15 protein-coding genes are annotated in these 18,903 nt (G+C 39.4%); 3 read left to right on the top strand and 12 right to left on the bottom strand.

Translation table 11 applies throughout. The features are described 5' to 3' along the window. Positions 1 to 125 precede the first annotated feature (125 nt). Both D8849_RS06345 and gyrA read right to left on the bottom strand, forming a co-directional pair. The gene (locus D8849_RS06345; RefSeq protein ID WP_033681684.1) at positions 126 to 869 is read right to left on the bottom strand and encodes a class A sortase; all 744 of its coding nucleotides are present in this window, start codon (positions 867 to 869) and stop codon (positions 126 to 128) included. Then, complete coding sequence (gene gyrA / locus D8849_RS06340; protein ID WP_125386539.1) at positions 869 to 3,337, bottom strand: DNA gyrase subunit A; 2,469 nt, start codon at positions 3,335 to 3,337, stop codon at positions 869 to 871. The genes D8849_RS06345 and gyrA overlap by 1 nt, the downstream gene beginning before the upstream one ends. A gap of 193 nt (positions 3,338 to 3,530) precedes the next feature. On the opposite strand from gyrA, the gene D8849_RS06335 reads away from it, so the two are divergent. Continuing rightward, on the top strand, positions 3,531 to 4,517 hold the full coding sequence (locus tag D8849_RS06335) for an L-lactate dehydrogenase (protein WP_023942623.1): 987 nt from the start codon (positions 3,531 to 3,533) through the stop codon (positions 4,515 to 4,517). 681 nt (positions 4,518 to 5,198) lie between these two features. On the opposite strand, the gene D8849_RS06330 is transcribed toward D8849_RS06335, so the two are convergent. Both D8849_RS06330 and D8849_RS06325 read right to left on the bottom strand, forming a co-directional pair. Then, the gene (locus D8849_RS06330) at positions 5,199 to 6,434 is read right to left on the bottom strand and encodes a tetratricopeptide repeat protein (RefSeq protein WP_185756217.1); all 1,236 of its coding nucleotides are present in this window, start codon (positions 6,432 to 6,434) and stop codon (positions 5,199 to 5,201) included. Continuing rightward, a complete protein-coding gene (locus tag D8849_RS06325) occupies positions 6,424 to 7,590 on the bottom strand; it encodes an AI-2E family transporter (protein WP_125386538.1) in 1,167 nt (388 codons plus the stop codon). Before D8849_RS06325 ends, D8849_RS06330 begins: the two co-directional genes overlap by 11 nt. Before the next feature lie 153 nt (positions 7,591 to 7,743). Between D8849_RS06325 and D8849_RS06320 the strand changes: the two genes are divergently transcribed. After that, on the top strand, positions 7,744 to 8,757 hold the full coding sequence (locus tag D8849_RS06320; protein WP_125386537.1) for a lactonase family protein: 1,014 nt from the start codon (positions 7,744 to 7,746) through the stop codon (positions 8,755 to 8,757). Positions 8,758 to 9,039: 282 nt separating this feature from the next. Here D8849_RS06320 and tuf read toward each other — a convergent pair whose 3' ends face one another. Together tuf and D8849_RS06310 are read right to left on the bottom strand one after the other, a co-directional pair. Then, positions 9,040 to 10,236, bottom strand: a complete 1,197-nt coding sequence (gene tuf, locus D8849_RS06315; RefSeq protein WP_001040726.1) for an elongation factor Tu — start codon at positions 10,234 to 10,236, stop codon at positions 9,040 to 9,042. Positions 10,237 to 10,442: 206 nt separating this feature from the next. Next, positions 10,443 to 11,552 carry an AI-2E family transporter gene (locus D8849_RS06310; protein ID WP_070479288.1) on the bottom strand — a complete coding sequence of 370 codons (1,110 nt, stop codon included), beginning with the start codon at positions 11,550 to 11,552 and terminating at the stop codon, positions 10,443 to 10,445. A 102-nt stretch (positions 11,553 to 11,654) separates the two neighbouring features. Here D8849_RS06310 and pbp3 point away from each other — a divergent pair, with 102 nt between their 5' ends. Next, positions 11,655 to 12,896, top strand: a complete 1,242-nt coding sequence (gene pbp3 / locus D8849_RS06305) for a D-alanyl-D-alanine carboxypeptidase PBP3 (RefSeq protein WP_070479289.1) — start codon at positions 11,655 to 11,657, stop codon at positions 12,894 to 12,896. Positions 12,897 to 13,086: 190 nt separating this feature from the next. Here the strand turns inward: pbp3 and sdbB are convergent, their stop codons facing one another. From sdbB to atpA, 6 genes are all read right to left on the bottom strand, one after another. Continuing rightward, positions 13,087 to 13,653 (bottom strand): thiol-disulfide oxidoreductase-associated lipoprotein SdbB, encoded by a 567-nt coding sequence (sdbB, locus tag D8849_RS06300; RefSeq protein WP_125386536.1) that lies wholly within the window; start codon positions 13,651 to 13,653, stop codon positions 13,087 to 13,089. Positions 13,654 to 13,664: 11 nt separating this feature from the next. Then, entirely contained in the window at positions 13,665 to 14,372 is a 708-nt protein-coding gene (gene ccdA2 / locus D8849_RS06295; protein WP_042751026.1) for a thiol-disulfide oxidoreductase-associated membrane protein CcdA2, read from the bottom strand. A 196-nt stretch (positions 14,373 to 14,568) separates the two neighbouring features. Continuing rightward, on the bottom strand, positions 14,569 to 14,988 hold the full coding sequence (locus D8849_RS06290) for a F0F1 ATP synthase subunit epsilon (RefSeq protein WP_000068037.1): 420 nt from the start codon (positions 14,986 to 14,988) through the stop codon (positions 14,569 to 14,571). A gap of 10 nt (positions 14,989 to 14,998) precedes the next feature. After that, positions 14,999 to 16,405, bottom strand: coding sequence for a F0F1 ATP synthase subunit beta (gene atpD / locus D8849_RS06285; RefSeq protein ID WP_000094357.1), 1,407 nt, complete (start codon positions 16,403 to 16,405; stop codon positions 14,999 to 15,001). An 85-nt stretch (positions 16,406 to 16,490) separates the two neighbouring features. Next, positions 16,491 to 17,369, bottom strand: coding sequence for a F0F1 ATP synthase subunit gamma (locus D8849_RS06280; protein WP_125386535.1), 879 nt, complete (start codon positions 17,367 to 17,369; stop codon positions 16,491 to 16,493). 15 nt (positions 17,370 to 17,384) lie between these two features. Next, on the bottom strand, positions 17,385 to 18,890 hold the full coding sequence (gene atpA / locus D8849_RS06275) for a F0F1 ATP synthase subunit alpha (protein ID WP_042900828.1): 1,506 nt from the start codon (positions 18,888 to 18,890) through the stop codon (positions 17,385 to 17,387). Positions 18,891 to 18,903: the final 13 nt, after the last annotated feature.

The raw sequence follows: 18,903 nt of genomic DNA, 5'->3' as shown, positions 1-18,903 counted from the left end.
TTATTTGTGATAATTATATCACAAACTTTAGAATTAAGGAAACGTTTTCTGTATTTCATAAAAGTTTATTTTATGAAAATATTAAAAGAATCAATGAAACTTAATCTTCACTGATTCTTTTAGAACTAATAAAATTGTTTATATGGTTGATTGAAGGCTGTCAAAATTTCGTCAGATGTTTGTGAATAATCTTTTGTTTCTTTCAAATCACCCTTTACAATGATCCGCTCAGTAGCTGCTGCATCCTCACAAGTTACTAAAGTAATTTCATCAACACCCGTTCGGTCATCAATTTCATCTACTCTATCTGGTGTAACGCGTTTCACTTCACTAATTTCATAAGTATACACTTTATTTTTATCTGTCAAGTGAATTTTCATCCCTTTTTTTGCACGATCTAGTGGAGAAAAAAGCATCTGACTAGCGTTATCACCTGTGAAAATATGATGGCTAGCTAATGAATAATTCCCTTTACCCATTTCTTGGTCACGCTTCATGGTACCCGCACCGTATAAAAGATTGACATTTGCAATCCCCTTAAAGATAGGTAAATTAATTTCAAGCTCAGGTATTGCAATTCCTCCGATAACAGGTAATTTTTGATTATCCCATTGAGAGGCTAAAACAGCTTCAGAGGAAATGGCTTTTACTGAATCAAAATCAAAATTTCCCTCTGTGTCCTGATTTTCTTCTATTTTTTCTTTTGATACTTGACTAACTTGGTATTTATTACTATTCCAAGCAATAAATGCATCACGAATCTTTGCATTAAAAATTAAAGCAATAGAGATCAGTATGAGAAATACAGCCAAGATATTTGTCAGCAGATTTTTTCGTTTGATTTTCTTATTATTCTTTTTATGAGACATTATGCTTCACCTTCTGTTTCGTTTTCTGTCCCAACTTCTTCTTTTTCTGCCGCTGCAACCGTAGTAAAGGTTACAATTTTAGCATCTTGGTCCAGGCGCATCACTTTAACTCCCATAGTTGAGCGACCTGTTTGTGAAATATTGGCAACGTTAGTTCGAATCATGACACCAGTATCAGTGATAATCATCAAATCTTCATCACCTTTAACTGTCATAAGACCAGCAAGGGAACCATTCTTTTCAGTAATTTTAGCAGTTTGCATCCCTTTACCACCACGACCTTTTGTTGGATATTCAGTCGCAACGGTGCGCTTACCATATCCTTTTTCAGTGATGATAAGAACCTCGTCCTGGTCTGTAATCACACTAGCACCAACAACTGTGTCTCCGTCACGGAGATTCACACCTTTCACACCAGTGGCGATACGACTCATACCACGAACAGCTGATTGATTAAAGCGAACTGCATAACCAAACTTTGTACCAATGATAATATCCGTGTCTTCTTCCGTCAACAATACATTAATCAACTCATCTTCATCCTTGAGGTTCAAAGCCTTGAGTCCATTCTGACGAATGTTAGCAAATTCCTTAACGCTGGTTCTCTTCACAATACCATGACGGGTTGTGAAGAAGAGGTAAGCATCATCACTACGTTCAGATTCAACATTGATGATAGTCTGAATACTTTCGCCTTCATCCAATTTTAAAAGATTGACAATCGGCAATCCCTTGGCTGTACGGCCATATTCAGGAATTTCATAACCTTTAAGACGATAAACACGTCCTTTATTTGTAAAGAAGAGCAAATGATCATGCGTGCTAGTTGATACTAACTCACGAACAAAATCGTCATCCTTAACACCTGTACCTTGAACACCGCGCCCCCCACGTTTTTGAGCAGTAAATTCGCCTTGGTCCAGACGTTTGATGTAACCCTTGTTAGACAGTGTAATTAAGACATCAGCTTCTTCAATTAGATCCTCATCTTCAAGACTCAAGACCTCACCGACCATCAATTCAGTACGACGTTGGTCACCAAATTTACGTTTAACTTCGTCTAATTCATCTTTGATGATCTGTGAAACACGTTCCGGCTTAGCAAGAATATCTGCTAAATCGGCAATCAGAGCCAAGAGATCATCATACTCAGACTGAATCTTATCACGTTCCAAACCTGTCAAACGACGAAGACGCATATCAAGAATGGCTTGACTTTGACGTTCAGAAAGCTTAAACTTGCTCATCAACTCAGCTTGTGCTTCCGAATCCGTTTCACTAGCACGGATGATACGAATGACTTCGTCTATATGGTCTAGTGCAATCAAGAGACCTTCTAAAATATGAGCACGCGCTTCTGCTTTTTCCTTATCAAAACGGGTACGACAAACAACCACTTCTTTTTGGTGCTCGATATAAGCATCCAAAATCTGACGAAGAGACAAAATCTTCGGCACCCCATTTTGGATAGCAAGCATATTGAAACCAAAGTTGGTTTGCATCTGGGTCATCTTGAAGAGATTATTAAGGATGACATTGGCTGAGGCATCGCGCTTGACTTCGATAACAAATCGAACACCTTCACGGTTTGACTCATCACGTACTGCTGTGATGCCCTCAATGCGTTTTTCCTGAACCAAACGAACAATATGCTCATGCACCTTGGTTTTATTAACCATATAAGGAAATTCTGTTACAACGATGCGCTCACGGCCAGTCTTAGTTTCTTCAATTTCAGTACGAGAACGAAGAACAATAGAACCTTTACCAGTTTCGTAAGCCTTATGAATGCCTGATTTCCCCATAACCAGGGCACCAGTTGGAAAATCTGGTCCAGGTAAGACTTCCATCAAGTCCTTAGTGGTCACTTCAGGATTGTCCATGACCAACTTCACAGCATCAATAGTTTCACCCAAGTTATGAGGTGGAATATTGGTTGCCATTCCAACAGCAATACCAGTCGCTCCATTTACCAAAAGGTTTGGAAAACGAGCTGGCAAGACCAAGGGTTCCCGTTCATTGGCATCATAGTTATCAACGAAATCAACTGTATTTTTGTTGATATCACGAAGCATTTCCAGAGCAATCTTGCTCATACGTGCCTCAGTATAACGCTGGGCGGCAGCACCGTCTCCATCCATAGAACCAAAGTTCCCATGCCCGTCGACAAGCATGTAACGGTAGCTCCACCATTGAGCCATACGAACCATGGCTTCATAGATTGAGGAATCTCCGTGTGGGTGGTATTTTCCCATGACATCCCCTGTAATACGAGCAGATTTTTTATGAGGTTTGTCTGGAGTAACACCCAATTCATTCATTCCGTAGAGAATTCGACGGTGAACAGGTTTCAAGCCATCTCGAACATCAGGAAGAGCCCGCGCTACGATAACACTCATGGCGTAGTCGATAAAGCTCGTCTTCATCTCCTTTGTCAGATTGACATTCACTAAATTTCTATCCTGCATTAATAAATGCCTCATTTCACTATTAGTATAAAATATATTATACCATAATGTCCGCCATATTTCAGGTATCTAAAACCACTAAAACGTTTACATCAAGAACTGCAAAGCATATCCGTGACAAAGCTTTTTAAAAGTGATAGAATTGAAATAACTGGGGAAATCCCTGAATAAAATTAAGGAGATGTTTAGAATAATGACTTCAACTAAACAACACAAAAAAGTTATCCTTGTCGGTGATGGTGCTGTAGGTTCTTCTTACGCTTTTGCACTTGTTAACCAAGGAATTGCACAAGAGCTTGGAATTATCGAAATTCCACAATTGCATGAAAAAGCTGTTGGTGACGCGCTTGACCTTAGTCACGCCCTTGCTTTCACTTCACCTAAAAAAATCTATGCAGCTCAATACTCTGACTGTGCAGACGCTGACCTTGTTGTAATCACTGCAGGTGCGCCTCAAAAACCAGGTGAAACTCGTCTTGACCTTGTAGGTAAAAACCTTGCTATCAACAAATCAATCGTAACTCAAGTTGTTGAATCAGGTTTCAAAGGTATCTTCCTTGTTGCTGCTAACCCAGTTGACGTCTTGACTTACTCAACTTGGAAATTCTCTGGATTCCCTAAAGAACGCGTTATCGGTTCAGGAACTTCACTTGACTCAGCTCGTTTCCGTCAAGCACTTGCTGAAAAATTGGATGTTGATGCTCGTTCAGTGCACGCCTACATCATGGGTGAACACGGTGACTCTGAGTTCGCTGTTTGGTCACACGCTAACATCGCTGGTGTAAACCTTGAAGAATTCCTTAAAGACACTCAAAATGTTCAAGAAGCTGAATTGATTGAATTGTTCGAAGGTGTTCGTGACGCAGCTTACACAATCATCAACAAAAAAGGTGCAACATACTACGGTATCGCAGTAGCTCTTGCTCGTATTACTAAAGCAATCCTTGACGATGAAAACGCAGTACTTCCACTTTCAGTATTCCAAGAAGGTCAATACGGAGTTAAAAACGTCTTTATCGGTCAACCAGCTGTTGTTGGTGCACATGGTATTGTTCGTCCAGTAAATATCCCATTGAACGACGCAGAAACTCAAAAAATGCAAGCATCTGCTAAAGAATTACAAGCTATCATTGACGAAGCATGGAAAAACCCAGAATTCCAAGAAGCTTCTAAAAACTAATTGTAACTAGATTCTCATTAAATGAGAACTCCATACCGAAGACAAACATTATTCTAGTGTTTGTCTTTTTTATTTCTCCAGATCTCCTATCCTTAAAAAATTTGAAACCTCTACAAAATACTTTTCAATGCAAAAAAATTTCCCGCCCTGTTTTCCGTGGTTTTTCCGATCTAAGTCAATCTTAACTTCCACATAAACTTAGCTTGATTATCAAAACTTTGTGAGTATATTTGTGGTTATTGGATACGATTCAGTCATAGATGAAGGAAAATCAATAACTTGTCCAATCTGACTAAGAAAATGTTCTTGCGGAACGAGTTCATCTAGCGTGTAAAAGACAACCTGATTGCGGTTATTGTCTGGATTTTCTTTATGAAACATAGGAAACATCTCACAACTTTTCTGACATCTATTATACGACTTTAGAAAAAATGCCCTTAGAAACTTTTAATCTAAGGGCTTTGTTTTCAGTCTGAGTTTCTTATAAAATGAGAACTTTTCTTTTTATTGTTATAAAATCTAAGATTGTACTTTTAAAAATATTACTTATCTCACTTCTTATGTCTTATATTGGAAACTCGAATACAAACACAACAACTCAAATATACTCTCACCATACAATAGATAAAATAACCTGTAGATGATACTATGAAAAATGATAAGATATAGATTTAAAACATTTTATTCCTGCAATCTCTCATACAATTCTTGCATTTGCACATCATCTGGAACTAGTTTTAAGTAAGTTTGAGCATTGACTTTTGCTTCCTCAAAGTAGCCCAGTTCACGCAAGAGATAGATATAGTGTTCCAGAAACTCTGGATTGTCCTTCAAATCTCCTGCCAACCCTTGGTAATGCTCATAGGCAGTATCCAAATCGTCCATCTCTTGATAGGAACGAGCAATCATCCACTTGGTCAAGAGATTTTCTGGCTCCTCACTTTGCAAGTCTAGAATGTCCTCATAACGTTCCTGTTCTAGATAAATAGTTGCTAGACGGAGTAAAATTTCTTCTGTATCCTCAGCGTCTTCTTTTGCAGTAAGGAGGTAGTTTTCTGCACCACTGGCATCATGTAATTCATAAGAAAATTGTGAAGCAGCCAGTAAGAGACGAGTTTCAAAGGGATTTTTCTCTAGACCTTGCTTAGCGATACGCAGGGCTTCTTGAACTTGATGCTCCTTATGTAAGGCCTGGCTATAACCATATTCATAGCCTTCAAAATCAGGTGAAATGGTATCAAGCTGCTTAAAGTAGAGGACAGCTTTTTGGTATTCTTCTTGATCAAAGTAAAGACTGGCCAACTCAAAAGCTGTTAGGTCATCGTATTCTAACTCCAGGGCTTTTTCTAAAAACTCTGTAGATGTTTCAAATTTCCCTAACTGGGCATAGGCAAAGCCAATCCGTTGATAGGTAGAAATGCCTGTTTGCTCATAAATAGTACGATTATCTAACTGGGCATAGCCTTGAATGGCCTCTTGATAATTTTCCAACTCACTATCCAACTCTGCTAATCCCAATATCAAGAGAGGATCTTCTGAGTAAGTCAAGGCCTCCAATAATTTCTCACGCGCCACATCTGTCAAACCTTCCATCTGGTAAAGGTCTGCTTTCAGAGCCAAAGCCGAAACATACCAGTCACTGTCAGACTGGATTTCCTCTAGATAGGCAAATGCTTCCTCGATTTGACCATCCTCGCTAGCAATAGCTGCTAGATTAAGATGAACTTCTGGGAAATCCTCTACAATTTTCAGGTAAATTTCCTTGGCCTGAGGATAGAAACCAATTCCTTCTAGATAAGTGGCTAACTCATACAGAAGGTCACTTGGATCATTTTCTAAAGCTTTAACGAAATAGTGCTCAGCCTTGGTTAAATCTTGCTCCTCCAAGGCATGTAACATCTGTTGACTATTGTTCACTCTTGATTTCCTCTCCCTCTAGTTCATATAGGCCACTGACTACCTTATACCATTCAAAAATCGCTGAAATGACAACCTTAGCAGAGGCATAAACTGGAATACCGAGCAAGACTCCCCAGATACCAAACATAGAGCCCGAAGTTAACAAGACAAAGAGAACATTAATAGGATGGATGTTTAATTGACTTCCCAAAATCAATGGAGAGACAAAACGGCCTTCAATAGTTTGTTCTACGATAAAGACAATCACTACTTTTAAAAGCATGACTGGCCCAGCAATCAAGCCCAATACTAGAGCAGGAAGCATGGCTAAGAAGCTACCCAAATAAGGAACCAGATTTAAAATACCAGCAGTAACCCCCAACGTAACTGCATAGCGTAGACCAATGATTTTGAAGAAGATGATAAACATTACTGCTACAATAATAGCCACTGTTACTTGTCCTCTAACATAGTTGGACAACTGTTGATTCACATCTGACAAAACCTGTCCTACAGGTTCCTTCAATTTCGTTGGCATGAATTGGGTTAAATAGTTACGCAAGCCTTTCCCATCACGTAAAAGGTAAAAGAGCATGAAAGGAACGATAATCAAGGCAACAATCACTTGAGATGCCCCGCTAATAAATGCACTCACCCAATTGACTGCCTGAGATGAAACCTTACTTGCCCAAACTGTAGCCTGACTAGAGAAGTTTGTTAAAACTTGCTCTAATTGAGGTCTGAAATCATCTGGTAAACGCTTGGTGACCAAATCATTAACAACTCTGTCTGCATCTTCGAGATAGATTGGTACATTTCTTGCAAATGTTAAGACCTGACGTTGCAGATTTGGAATAGCCACTGCCAAGCCCCAAATGATAAAGAGAGCGATAATGACAAAGACAATACTGATTGCGATGACACGATTAATTTTGTGTTTCTCCATCCAATCAACAATAGGATTTAATAAATAATATAGCAAACCAGATAGGATGACTGGCAACATTACAACTGCCAAAAAGTCTAAAACAGGTGAAAATAAAAAACTAATCTTGCTTAAAATAAAAAGATTCAATCCCAATAATAAGGTTACCAAAAATACAGTTATTGCCTTGTTATCCAAAAACCACTTAAAAAACCAAGATAGGCTAAAATGTTTCTCTTTTTGCTCCATAAATACTTCCTTTCTATTATTCTCTCATTATACCATTTTTAAACCAAAATAACTCTTTTTTAAAGTGCTTACATTCCATTGAATTGCACCGCATAGCATATTATAAATCTATTTTGTGATATAATAGACTTATCTTTATAAAGAGGTAAAGTTATGAAAGAAACTGTTTATTTTGGAACTTATACACGTCGGACTTCCCAAGGGATTTACAAGGCAGACTTCGATACAGAAACTGGTCAGCTTTCAAATCTAGAACTTTTTGCAGCTGAGCCAAGTCCGACCTACCTTGCCTTTGACCAACACCAACATTTATACACTGTTGGTAGTCAAGACGATAAGGGGGGGATTGCAGCCTATCAAACTGATGGAACCTTATTAAATCATGTCGTGGAAGAAGGAGCTCCCCACTGTTATGTTGCCGTTGATGAAAAGCGTGATTTGGTGTACGCAGCAAACTACCACAAGGGACAGGTCCTTGTTTATAAACGTCAGGAAGATGGTCGTCTTCTACTTAGTGATGTGGATCAACACAGTGGCCAAGGTCCACATGAAAATCAAGCTTCTCCACATGTTCACTATACAGATTTAACACCTGACCACTATCTAGTGACTTGCGACTTGGGAACTGACCAAGTCATCACTTATGATCTTGATCAAGAAGGAAAATTATCTAAACTCTATACCTATCACAGCCAGCCAGGAGCAGGCTCACGCCATATTATTTTCCATAACCATTATAAAATTGCTTATCTCATTTGTGAACTTAATAGCACTATCGAGGTTCTAATCTACGATGGTGTTGGCGAATTTGAACGCATGCAAGTCATTTCAACTCTACCAGACGGTTATGAAGGCTTTAATGGTACTGCTGCTATTCGTCTCTCTAAAGACGGTAAATACCTCTACGCTTCTAACCGTGGTCATGATTCTATCGCAGTATATACAATCCTTGCGGACGGTAGTTTAGAGTTGTTAGAAATCGTTCCGACTCATGGTCAGACTCCACGTGATTTTGATTTGACACCGGATCAAGAATTTATCATTGCTATCCATCAAGACTCTGACAATGCAACCGTTTTTAAACGCAATCCTGAAACTGGTCGTCTTGCAGAACTTTCTAATGACTTCCATGTCCCAGAAGCGGTCTGCATCAGATTTGCTAATTAACATAATTATAACTGACCAACTAACGGAGCTACACACCAAAGACAAACATCATTTTAGTGTTTGTCTTTTTTATATCTACAAATTACTCCCCCAAAAAAAGATGGAACCTTTCTCAAAACAATTTTTCCATGAAAAGTAAAAATATTTCACAGCCATCATTTATTTGTCTCACACCTAACGGAGCTAGACGGACTAATAGTGACATAATGAAAAAGAACCTTGCAAAGCAAGATTCTTTTAGTGTCTGACTTAAATAATTGTTCTTCTGGGAACTAAATCGAATTAAGCTTCGATTTCTGTAACCATACCTGAACCAACAGTACGTCCACCCTCACGGATAGAGAATGTAGTACCTTGTTCTACGGCGATTGGGTGGATCAACTCAACGTCGATTGTCACGTTATCACCAGGCATTACCATTTCAGTACCTGCTGGAAGTTCGATTGAACCTGTAACGTCAGTAGTACGGAAGTAGAATTGTGGACGGTAGTTGTTGAAGAATGGAGTGTGACGTCCACCTTCTTCTTTAGTAAGGATGTAAACTTCACCTTTGAATTTAGTGTGTGGGTTGATTGAACCTGGTTTAGCGATAACTTGTCCACGTTCGATTTCATCACGTTGAACACCACGAAGAAGGACACCTACGTTATCTCCGGCAAGACCTTCGTCAAGTTGTTTACGGAACATTTCAACACCAGTAACAACTGCTTTTTGAGTTTCTTCTTTGATACCAACGATTTCGATTTCGTCGTTGACTTTAACGATACCACGGTCGATACGTCCTGAAGCAACTGTACCACGTCCAGTGATTGAGAATACGTCTTCGACTGGAAGAAGCAATGGTTTGTCAGTGTCACGTTCTGGTTCTGGGATGTACTCATCAACTGTGTTCATCAATTCCATAACGATGTCTTCGTATTTAGTGTCACCTTCAAGGGCTTTAAGAGCTGAACCTTGGATAACTGGAAGATCGTCACCTGGGAAGTCGTATTCTGACAATAGGTCACGGATTTCCATTTCAACCAATTCAAGCAATTCTTCGTCGTCAACCAAGTCAACTTTGTTCATGAAGACGATAAGGTGTTTAACACCAACCTGACGTGAAAGAAGGATGTGCTCACGAGTTTGTGGCATTGGTCCGTCAGTTGAAGCTACTACAAGGATAGCTCCGTCCATTTGAGCGGCACCAGTGATCATGTTTTTAACGTAGTCCGCGTGTCCTGGAGCGTCGATGTGAGCGTAGTGACGTTTTTCAGTTTCGTACTCAACGTGCGCAGTGTTGATTGTGATACCGCGTTCGCGTTCTTCTGGAGCAGCATCGATAGACGCATAGTCTTTAGGTTGGTTAACTGATGAAGGCAAGCGACGTGCCAAAACAGTTGTGATAGCTGCAGTTAGGGTAGTTTTACCGTGGTCAACGTGTCCGATAGTACCAATGTTAACGTGTGGTTTACTACGATCGTATTTTTCTTTTGCCATTTGAGTAAAAGCCTCCAATAAAATATATTTTATAGATAGACAGTAGGCAATACAGTCTAACTTTCCTTACTATTTTATCAAATTTCAGCTAAATTGCAAGTGTTTTACAAAGTTTTTGTGAATTATTCTTAATCTACTAATCTAAACGGCACTTCCACTCCTATCACTTGCCTAAATAAAAAGAAAAATCAGGAATTTCCTGACTTTTACTTAGCTAATTCTCTTTCTCGTTCTTTCATTATTTTATGATTTTCATACAAACGTGATAAAAACTTAGAAATTTCTTTCAAGATAGAATAGGTTGGTACTGCGACAATCATGCCAATGACACCATAGATATTACTTGATAACAAAAGTAATACTAAAATCGTAATTGGATGAACCTTCATTACCCCACCAACGATTCGAGGGTAGAGGATATTTCCATCTACTTGTTGAATAATCAGCATATAAACAACTGCAATCAGCATTCTATGAGGATCAGTAAAGACATTAGCGATAATCATTGGAATCAAGCCAATACTTGGTCCTACATAAGGAATGAGATTGGCTAATCCTGAAAAGATGGCGAAGACCAAAGCATATTTTAAACCAATAATACTATATCCAATAAAGGCCAAACACCCAATAATAATCGCATCAATTGCAACTCCACTAATATAGCGAGCAATTGTCGCATTCAAATTCTTTAATAGGCCTGCAATATGTAGCTTATCTCTCTTTAAAACAGTACGTTCAAGCATCGGCAAGAACTTGTTACCGTCTAACAAAAAATAAATTAAGAACACAGGGGTCATGATAATAATCAAAACGGTACTAAAGAGCGCAGATAAGACACTTCCAACACTATTCGTCACACTATTTAAGATATTTTGTAGAATATCTACATAGGATAGATTTAATTGTTGAATTGTCGCTTGAATATCTAAATTTTGAAAGGCTGGATAAGTAGATAAATCCACAATCAAATCTTGCAAACGACTATAAATTGTCTGACTTGTTGCTATCAAACTGGTCAACTGATTAATCAAAATCGGTAAAAGATAAACTACCCCAATAACTAGCCCCCAGACCAAGGTACACAAGGTTAGTAAAATACCAATGATACGGTTAATTTTGAAATACTTTTGTAAAAAATTTACAATAGGATTGGTCAAATAATATAAAAAACCACCTAAAAGAAAGGGAATCATTATAGTGTTTGCAACGCTTACAAAAGGTGTAATAATCGCTCCCATCTGTCTCCATAAATAGAAGATGATGGTTAATAGTAAAATCTCACTGGTCCAAAAAAATAATTTATTCTTACGAAACATGAAGTACCTCCATTCATCTATTTTACCACACTTTCAAAAAAGCTTCTTTCTTCTATCATGAAACTGGGAATATTTTTTTCTTTATGATAGAATAAACTTACTATGAAAAAAATAATTTTAACTCTTTTAAGCCTTTCCGTTATTGGCTCAGCATCTACTGTTGCTGCCCAAGATTTTAATATTGCTGCTAAACATGCAATTGCTGTTGAGGCGAATACTGGTAAAATTCTCTATGAGAAAGATGCAACCCAGCCAGTTGAAATTGCTTCAATCACAAAGTTAATTACTGTTTATCTTGTCTATGAAGCCTTGGAAAACGGCAGTATTACACTATCAACTCCGGTAGATATTTCTGATTATCCTTACAAATTAACGACAAATTCTGAAGCGAGTAACGTTCCTATGGAAGCTCGTAATTATACTGTCGAACAACTACTTGAGGCAACCCTGGTATCTAGCGCCAACAGTGCGGCTATTGCGCTAGCTGAGAAAATTGCTGGCTCAGAAAAAGATTTCGTCGATATGATGCGGGAAAAACTCTTGGAATGGGGAATTTCGGATGCAACTGTTGTCAATACGACGGGGCTTAACAATGAGAGTCTAGGTGATAACATTTACCCAGGCTCTAAAAAAGATGAGGAAAATAAGCTCAGTGCTTATGATGTCGCTATCGTTGCTCGCAACCTCATCAAAAAATACCCACAAGTCTTAGAAATCACGAAAAAACCTTCTTCTACTTTTGCTGGAATGACAATCACTTCTACCAATTACATGTTAGAGGGTATGCCTGCTTATCGCGGTGGTTTTGATGGATTAAAAACAGGGACCACAGATAAGGCTGGAGAGTCTTTTGTTGGTACTACTGTCGAAAAAGGCATGAGGGTTATCACAGTTGTTTTGAATGCGGATCATCAAGACAATAATCCTTACGCTCGCTTCACAGCTACATCTTCACTAATGGATTATATCTCTTCTACATTCACACTTCGCAAAATCGTTCAGAAAGGTGATGCCTATCAAGATAGCAAAGTCCCTGTACAAGACGGAAAAGAAGATACAGTCACTGCTGTTGCTAAAGATGATATCTCTCTAATTGAACGTATTGGGAATCAATCTTCTCAATCTGTTCAATTCACACCTGATTCTAAGGCAATTCCAGCACCACTTGAAGCCGGAACAGTGGTTGGACATTTGACTTATGAAGACTCAGACTTGATTGGTCAAGGTTACATCACCACAGAACGTCCTAGTTTTGAAATGGTAGCAGAAAAGAAAGTAGAAAAAGCCTTCTTCTTAAAAGTTTGGTGGAATCAGTTTATCCGCTTTATCAACGAGAAGCTATGATATAATAAACTTCTTAAAGCTAAAAAATAAATATTATGTTTAAAGAAAAAGAAGGGGAATCTGTATAATACAGAACTCCCTTCTTTTTTTAAACTTAATTTATTGATAGCAAAAATCCCCTAAATCTTAGATTAATACTATCTAAAATCTAGGGGATTGATTGTATAAATACTATTTTAAAATCTTGATTCTAGTTCATTTCTTTAAAGGCTGCTTCTGCATCCTCGTTGCTGATGACACCAAATTGAATCTTTCCAATCTTTCCTTGACTATCAATCAGGTATTCTGTAGGAATGCTTCGAATTTGATAAGCTTGGAAGGTGGCTCCTTTTGTGTCATAAAGTACTGGGATATCTTTATATCCTTGATCTTGGAACCATTGTGGAAATTGCTCGACAGTTTTTTCACCTTGAATTCCTGGTGCAATGACACTAAGAATTTCGAAATCACGATCTTGTTTCGCAGCTAATTCCATCAACTCAGGCATACTTTTCTTACATGGACCACACCATGAAGCCCAAAACTTCAAGTAGACTTTTTTCCCCTTATAATCAGATAACTTAACTTCTTTACCATCCATAGATTGCAAGGTGAAGTCTGGAGCCTCTTTTCCAACAGCAATTTGTTGTACAGGCGTTTGTTGCTGTTGTTTTGGGGATTGTTCTGGTGCTTGAGTCTTTTTAGTCTCTTCCTCGCCACAGGCCATCAATACAACTAGTGACAAGAGGCTTAAGCCAGCAAACATTACTTTTTTCATCTTTTTCTCCTTTATTCAAAAATACCAGCTAGAACATTTACTTGTCCTAATAGTAACAAAATTCCCATTAAAATAATGAGGAAACCACCAATTTTCTTCAGTAGCATCATATGGCGCTTGAGTTTACTAAAATAAGGCATCACTACGCCTGAAGCTAGAGCCAAGACCAAGAAAGGAATGGCCATTCCCAGAGTGTAAATAAGAGTATAGATAGCTCCTTGCCAAGCGCCATTACCTCCAGAAGCCGCAAGTGCTAAGACAGAACTTAAAACCGGCCCAATACAAGGCGTCCAACCAAAGCTAAAGGTAATACCAAGTAAAAAAGCTGACCAATAACGATTAGAATCTGATTTTTTAAAGGTAAAGCTTTTTTGAACCTCTAATTTCTTAAAATGAAAAATTTCCATCTGGTGAAGGCCCAAAATGATAATAATTGTTCCCATGACATATCGAAACCAATTTGCATAGAGAATATTACCAAAGTAACCAGCACCAAATCCTAAGATAAAGAAAATGAGAGAGATACCTGCAATAAAGCAAAGTGTTCGAATCAAACCTGACCAGGCAACTTTTTTCCCAAATAATGAAAAACTTTTTGCACTATCCTGATCATCCAATAAGATACCAGTATAGACAGGTAACAGAGGGAAAATGCAAGGGGAAAAGAAGGACAAGATCCCTGCTAGAAAAACAGAGATTGAAAATACTATCGTTTCCAATAAAGAACCAACTTTCTTAATAATTCTAATTCTATTTTACTATAATCAATTTTATTTGTATGATTTCTGCTACGCAAATTGAACTATGCAATCTTTTAATTATCTTTTATATCTCTAGACAATTCTAATTTTGCATCAGTTTTGCCCCATAAGAAAACATAAAAAATGAACTTGATAACTCAAGTTCATTTTTTTCTTATAGTCTATTTCCGACATTAATACGGTTAATGGCACGTTGCAAAGCAATCTTAGCACGACGTTCTTGGTCAATCAAGTGTTTGTCTTGTGCTTCTTCAATTTCACGCTCTGCTCGAAGTTTGGCACGTTCTGCACGACTAACGTCGATATCACGAGCACGTTCTGCAGAGTCAGCAACAATTGTGATAACGCCATTAGCAACTTCGATAACGCCTCCGTTCACTGCAATCCAGTTCACGTGATTTTCATCATCTACACGTTTAACCTTAACCTCATCAACTGCTAAAACTGCAATCATATTTTCATGTCGTGGCAAGATTCCCATCTCACCATCCAGAGTTCGAACTGATACAAAGCTGGCATGGTGATCATAGACGAGACCATCTGGTGTCACGATCTGGACAGTTAACTGAGCCATAGATCACCTCTTAAAATCCCATTTTTTCAGCTTTTGCAATCACATCTTCGATAGAACCTACACCACGGAAGGCATCTTCTGGCAAGTGGTCGTGCTTACCATCAAGTATTTCCTTAAAGCCACGAACAGTTTCAGCAACTGGAACATAAGAACCTGGCTGACCAGTAAATTGTTCCGCAACGTTGAAGTTTTGTGACAAGAAGAACTGGATACGACGGGCACGTGCAACCAAGGTCTTTTCTTCATCAGAAAGCTCATCCATACCAAGGATAGCGATGATATCTTGCAACTCATGGTAACGTTGAAGGACACGTTTTACTTCAGCAGCAACTGCATAGTGCTCTTCCCCAACGATTTCAGGTGCCAAGGCACGTGAGCTTGAAGCAAGTGGGTCAACGGCTGGGTAGATACCCAATTGTACCAACTTACGTTCCAAGTTAGTTGTTGAATCCAAGTGAGCAAAGGCTGTTGCTGGCGCTGGGTCAGTATAGTCATCCGCTGGCACATAGATAGCTTGGATAGAGGTTACAGAACCCTTCTTGGTTGATGTAATACGTTCTTGCAATTGACCCATTTCCGTAGCAAGTGTTGGTTGGTAACCAACGGCTGATGGCATACGACCCAAAAGGGCAGATACTTCTGAACCAGCCTGAGTGAAACGGAAGATATTATCGATAAAGAGAAGCACGTCTTGTCCTTCTACATCACGGAAGTATTCAGCGATTGTCAAACCAGTAAGGGCAACACGCATACGTGCTCCTGGTGGCTCATTCATCTGACCAAATACCATGGCTGTTTTCTCGATAACACCTGATTCTTTCATTTCCCAGTAAAGGTCATTCCCCTCACGAGTACGTTCCCCAACACCAGTAAATACTGAAATACCACCGTGTTCTTGGGCAATGTTGTGAATCAATTCTTGAATCAAGACAGTTTTACCAACTCCGGCACCACCGAAAAGTCCAACTTTACCACCTTTAAGGTAAGGGGCAAGAAGGTCGATAACCTTAATCCCTGTTTCAAGGATTTCAGAAGAGGTAGACAACTCATCAAAAGTTGGAGCTTTTTTATGAATTGGCTGACGCTCTGCATCTTCTGTAAAAGGAGCTTCCAAGTCAATGGTATCTCCCAAAACGTTGAAGACACGTCCCAAAGTTTCTTTACCTACTGGTACAGAGATTGGACGACCTGTGTCCAATACTTCCATTCCACGAGTCAAACCATCTGTTGATTCCATGGCGATAGTACGAACCATACCATCCCCCAACTCCAAGGCTACTTCAAGGACGATTTTTGTTTTTCTTTCGTCATTTTTGTAGACGACAAGTGCATTGTTAATCTCAGGAAGTTTTTCCCCTGCTGCAAACAAGACGTCTACAACGGGACCGATAACCTGAGCAATTTTACCTGAACTCATCTCCTTCTCCTATTCTATATAAGATACTGTCGGTCCCTAGCTTAACTAGGTCCTAAGTTCATTTTCATACGAGCTGGACTAGTGCCTATTCTAAGGCACTAGCTCCTGCTACGATTTCTGTAATTTCTTGTGTAATCTCCGCCTGTCTGGCACGGTTATACTGAATTGTCAAATCATTAATGACTTTCTTAGCATTATCTGTCGCTGTTTGCATGGCTGTCATACCCGCAGCATTTTCAGCTGTCTTAGCATCGATAATAGCCCCGTAAATCATACTTTCTGCAAACTGAGGTAATAACTGCTCCAAAATTTCTTCTCGGCTAGTTTCCAATTCAAAGGTCAAGCTGTAACTGTCATCTGCTTCATTTGGATCCAAGTCAACAATTGGAAGCATTTGTTCCACACGCATTTGACTGGTTAGCGTATTGACATGGTGGTTATAGCAGACATAGAGTTCATCAAAAAGTTCATTTTGGTACATTTCAACAGTTTTTGAAATAATCTTACGAACTTCATCAAAGCTAGGTTGATCTGCCAAGCCACGTAATTCATAAAGTGGTTGAATACCACGAGCCTTAAAGAAATCTGCTCCCATTCCACCAATACAGATCATTTCAAACCCTTTACCGTCTGGATGGTATTCCTCCTTCAACTCCATAACAGCTTTCAGAATAGAGGAATTATAACCTCCAACCAAACCGCGGTCTGAAGTAATGACGATATAGCCTGTCTTCTTAACTGGACGGCTAATCAACATCGGATTGGTTGAACTGCCAGCTCCATTCCCATGAAGAATATCCGTCAAAAGTTTACGAACTTTCTGAGCATAAACTTGGAAGTTGCGAGCAGCTTCTTCAGAACGACCTAGCTTAGCAGCTGATACCATCTGCATGGCATTAGTGATTTGACTCGTATTTTTTGTTGAGGCGATTTTTGTTTTAATATCATTTAGAGATACTGCCATCTGACACCTCTATTCTTATTGGAAGCTGGTTTGATTGAGAAACTCTGTAATCGCAGCATCCAAGACTGCTTCTTCTGGCAAGTCTTTTGTATCACGAATGGTTTCCAAAATCTCTGGATGTTGAGCATCAAAGAAGGCATGGAACTCTTCCTCGAAACGTACAATTTCATCTACTGGAACAGTATCCAAGAAACCATGTGTCAAAGCATAGAGAATGGTTACTTGTTTCTCAACAGGTAATGGTTTGTGAACAGGTTGTTTCAAGACTTCAACTGTACGACGTCCACGGTTCAACTTAGCCTGTGTTGCTGCGTCCAAATCAGAACCAAACTTAGTGAAGGCTTCCAACTCACGGTATGAAGCAAGGTCGATACGAAGAGTACCAGCAACCTTCTTCATAGCTTTGATTTGTGCAGAACCACCTACACGAGATACAGATGAACCCGCGTCAATGGCTGGACGAATACCCGCATTGAAGAGACCATCACCAAGGAAGATTTGTCCATCAGTGATTGAAATCACGTTAGTTGCGATATAGGCAGAGATATCTCCTGCTTGTGTCTCGATAAATGGTAGGGCTGTAATTGATCCACCACCAAGTTCATCAGAAACTTTAGCTGAGCGCTCAAGCAAACGGCTGTGAAGATAGAAAACATCCCCTGGGAAGGCTTCACGACCTGGAGGACGACGAAGCAAGAGAGACAGTTCACGATAAGCTACCGCTTGTTTTGAAAGATCATCATAAACGATCAAAACATGCTTACCTTGGTACATAAATTCTTCTGCCATGGCAACCCCAGCATAAGGAGCTAGGAAGAGCAATGGAGATGGTTGTGAAGCAGAGGCTGTCACAACGATTGTGTAGTCCAAGGCACCGTACTGACGTAGTGTTTCTACTTGCGTACGAACTGTTGATTCTTTTTGTCCAATCGCAACATAGATACAGATCATATCTTGACCTTTTTGGTTTAAGATGGTATCAATCGCAATGGTTGTTTTCCCTGTCTGACGGTCACCGATAATCAACTCACGTTGACCACGACCAATCGGTACAAGGGCGTCAATAGCTTTCAAACCAGTTTGCAATGGTTCTGATACAGACTTACGTTGCATAACACCAGGAGCTGGTGCTTCTACTGGACGAGTTTTATCAGTGTGGATTTCTCCAAGACCATCAACTGGACGACCAAGTGGATCCACAACACGACCAATCAGACTTTCACCTACTGGGACTTCCATGATTTTACCTGTACGGCGGATTGTATCGCCTTCACGGATATCTGTAAAGTCACCTAGGATGATAATACCGACGTCTGTTGACTCCAAGTTCTGAGCCATCCCATAAGAGCCGTTTTCAAAAATCAACAACTCTCCACTCATGGCATTTTCAAGGCCGTGAGCACGCGCGATACCGTCCCCGATATAGGTTACAACACCTGTTTCAGTCACATCAAAATTGGGTTTGAAATTTTCAATTTGTTGCTTAATTAAAGCGCTGATTTCTTGTGCGTTAATTGCCAAAAGAACACCACTT

Origin of the sequence: Streptococcus mitis, assembly GCF_003942765.1 — a bacterium.
GTDB classification, from domain to species: domain Bacteria; phylum Bacillota; class Bacilli; order Lactobacillales; family Streptococcaceae; genus Streptococcus; species Streptococcus mitis_BE.
This window is presented reverse-complemented; position numbering and strand designations above follow the sequence as displayed.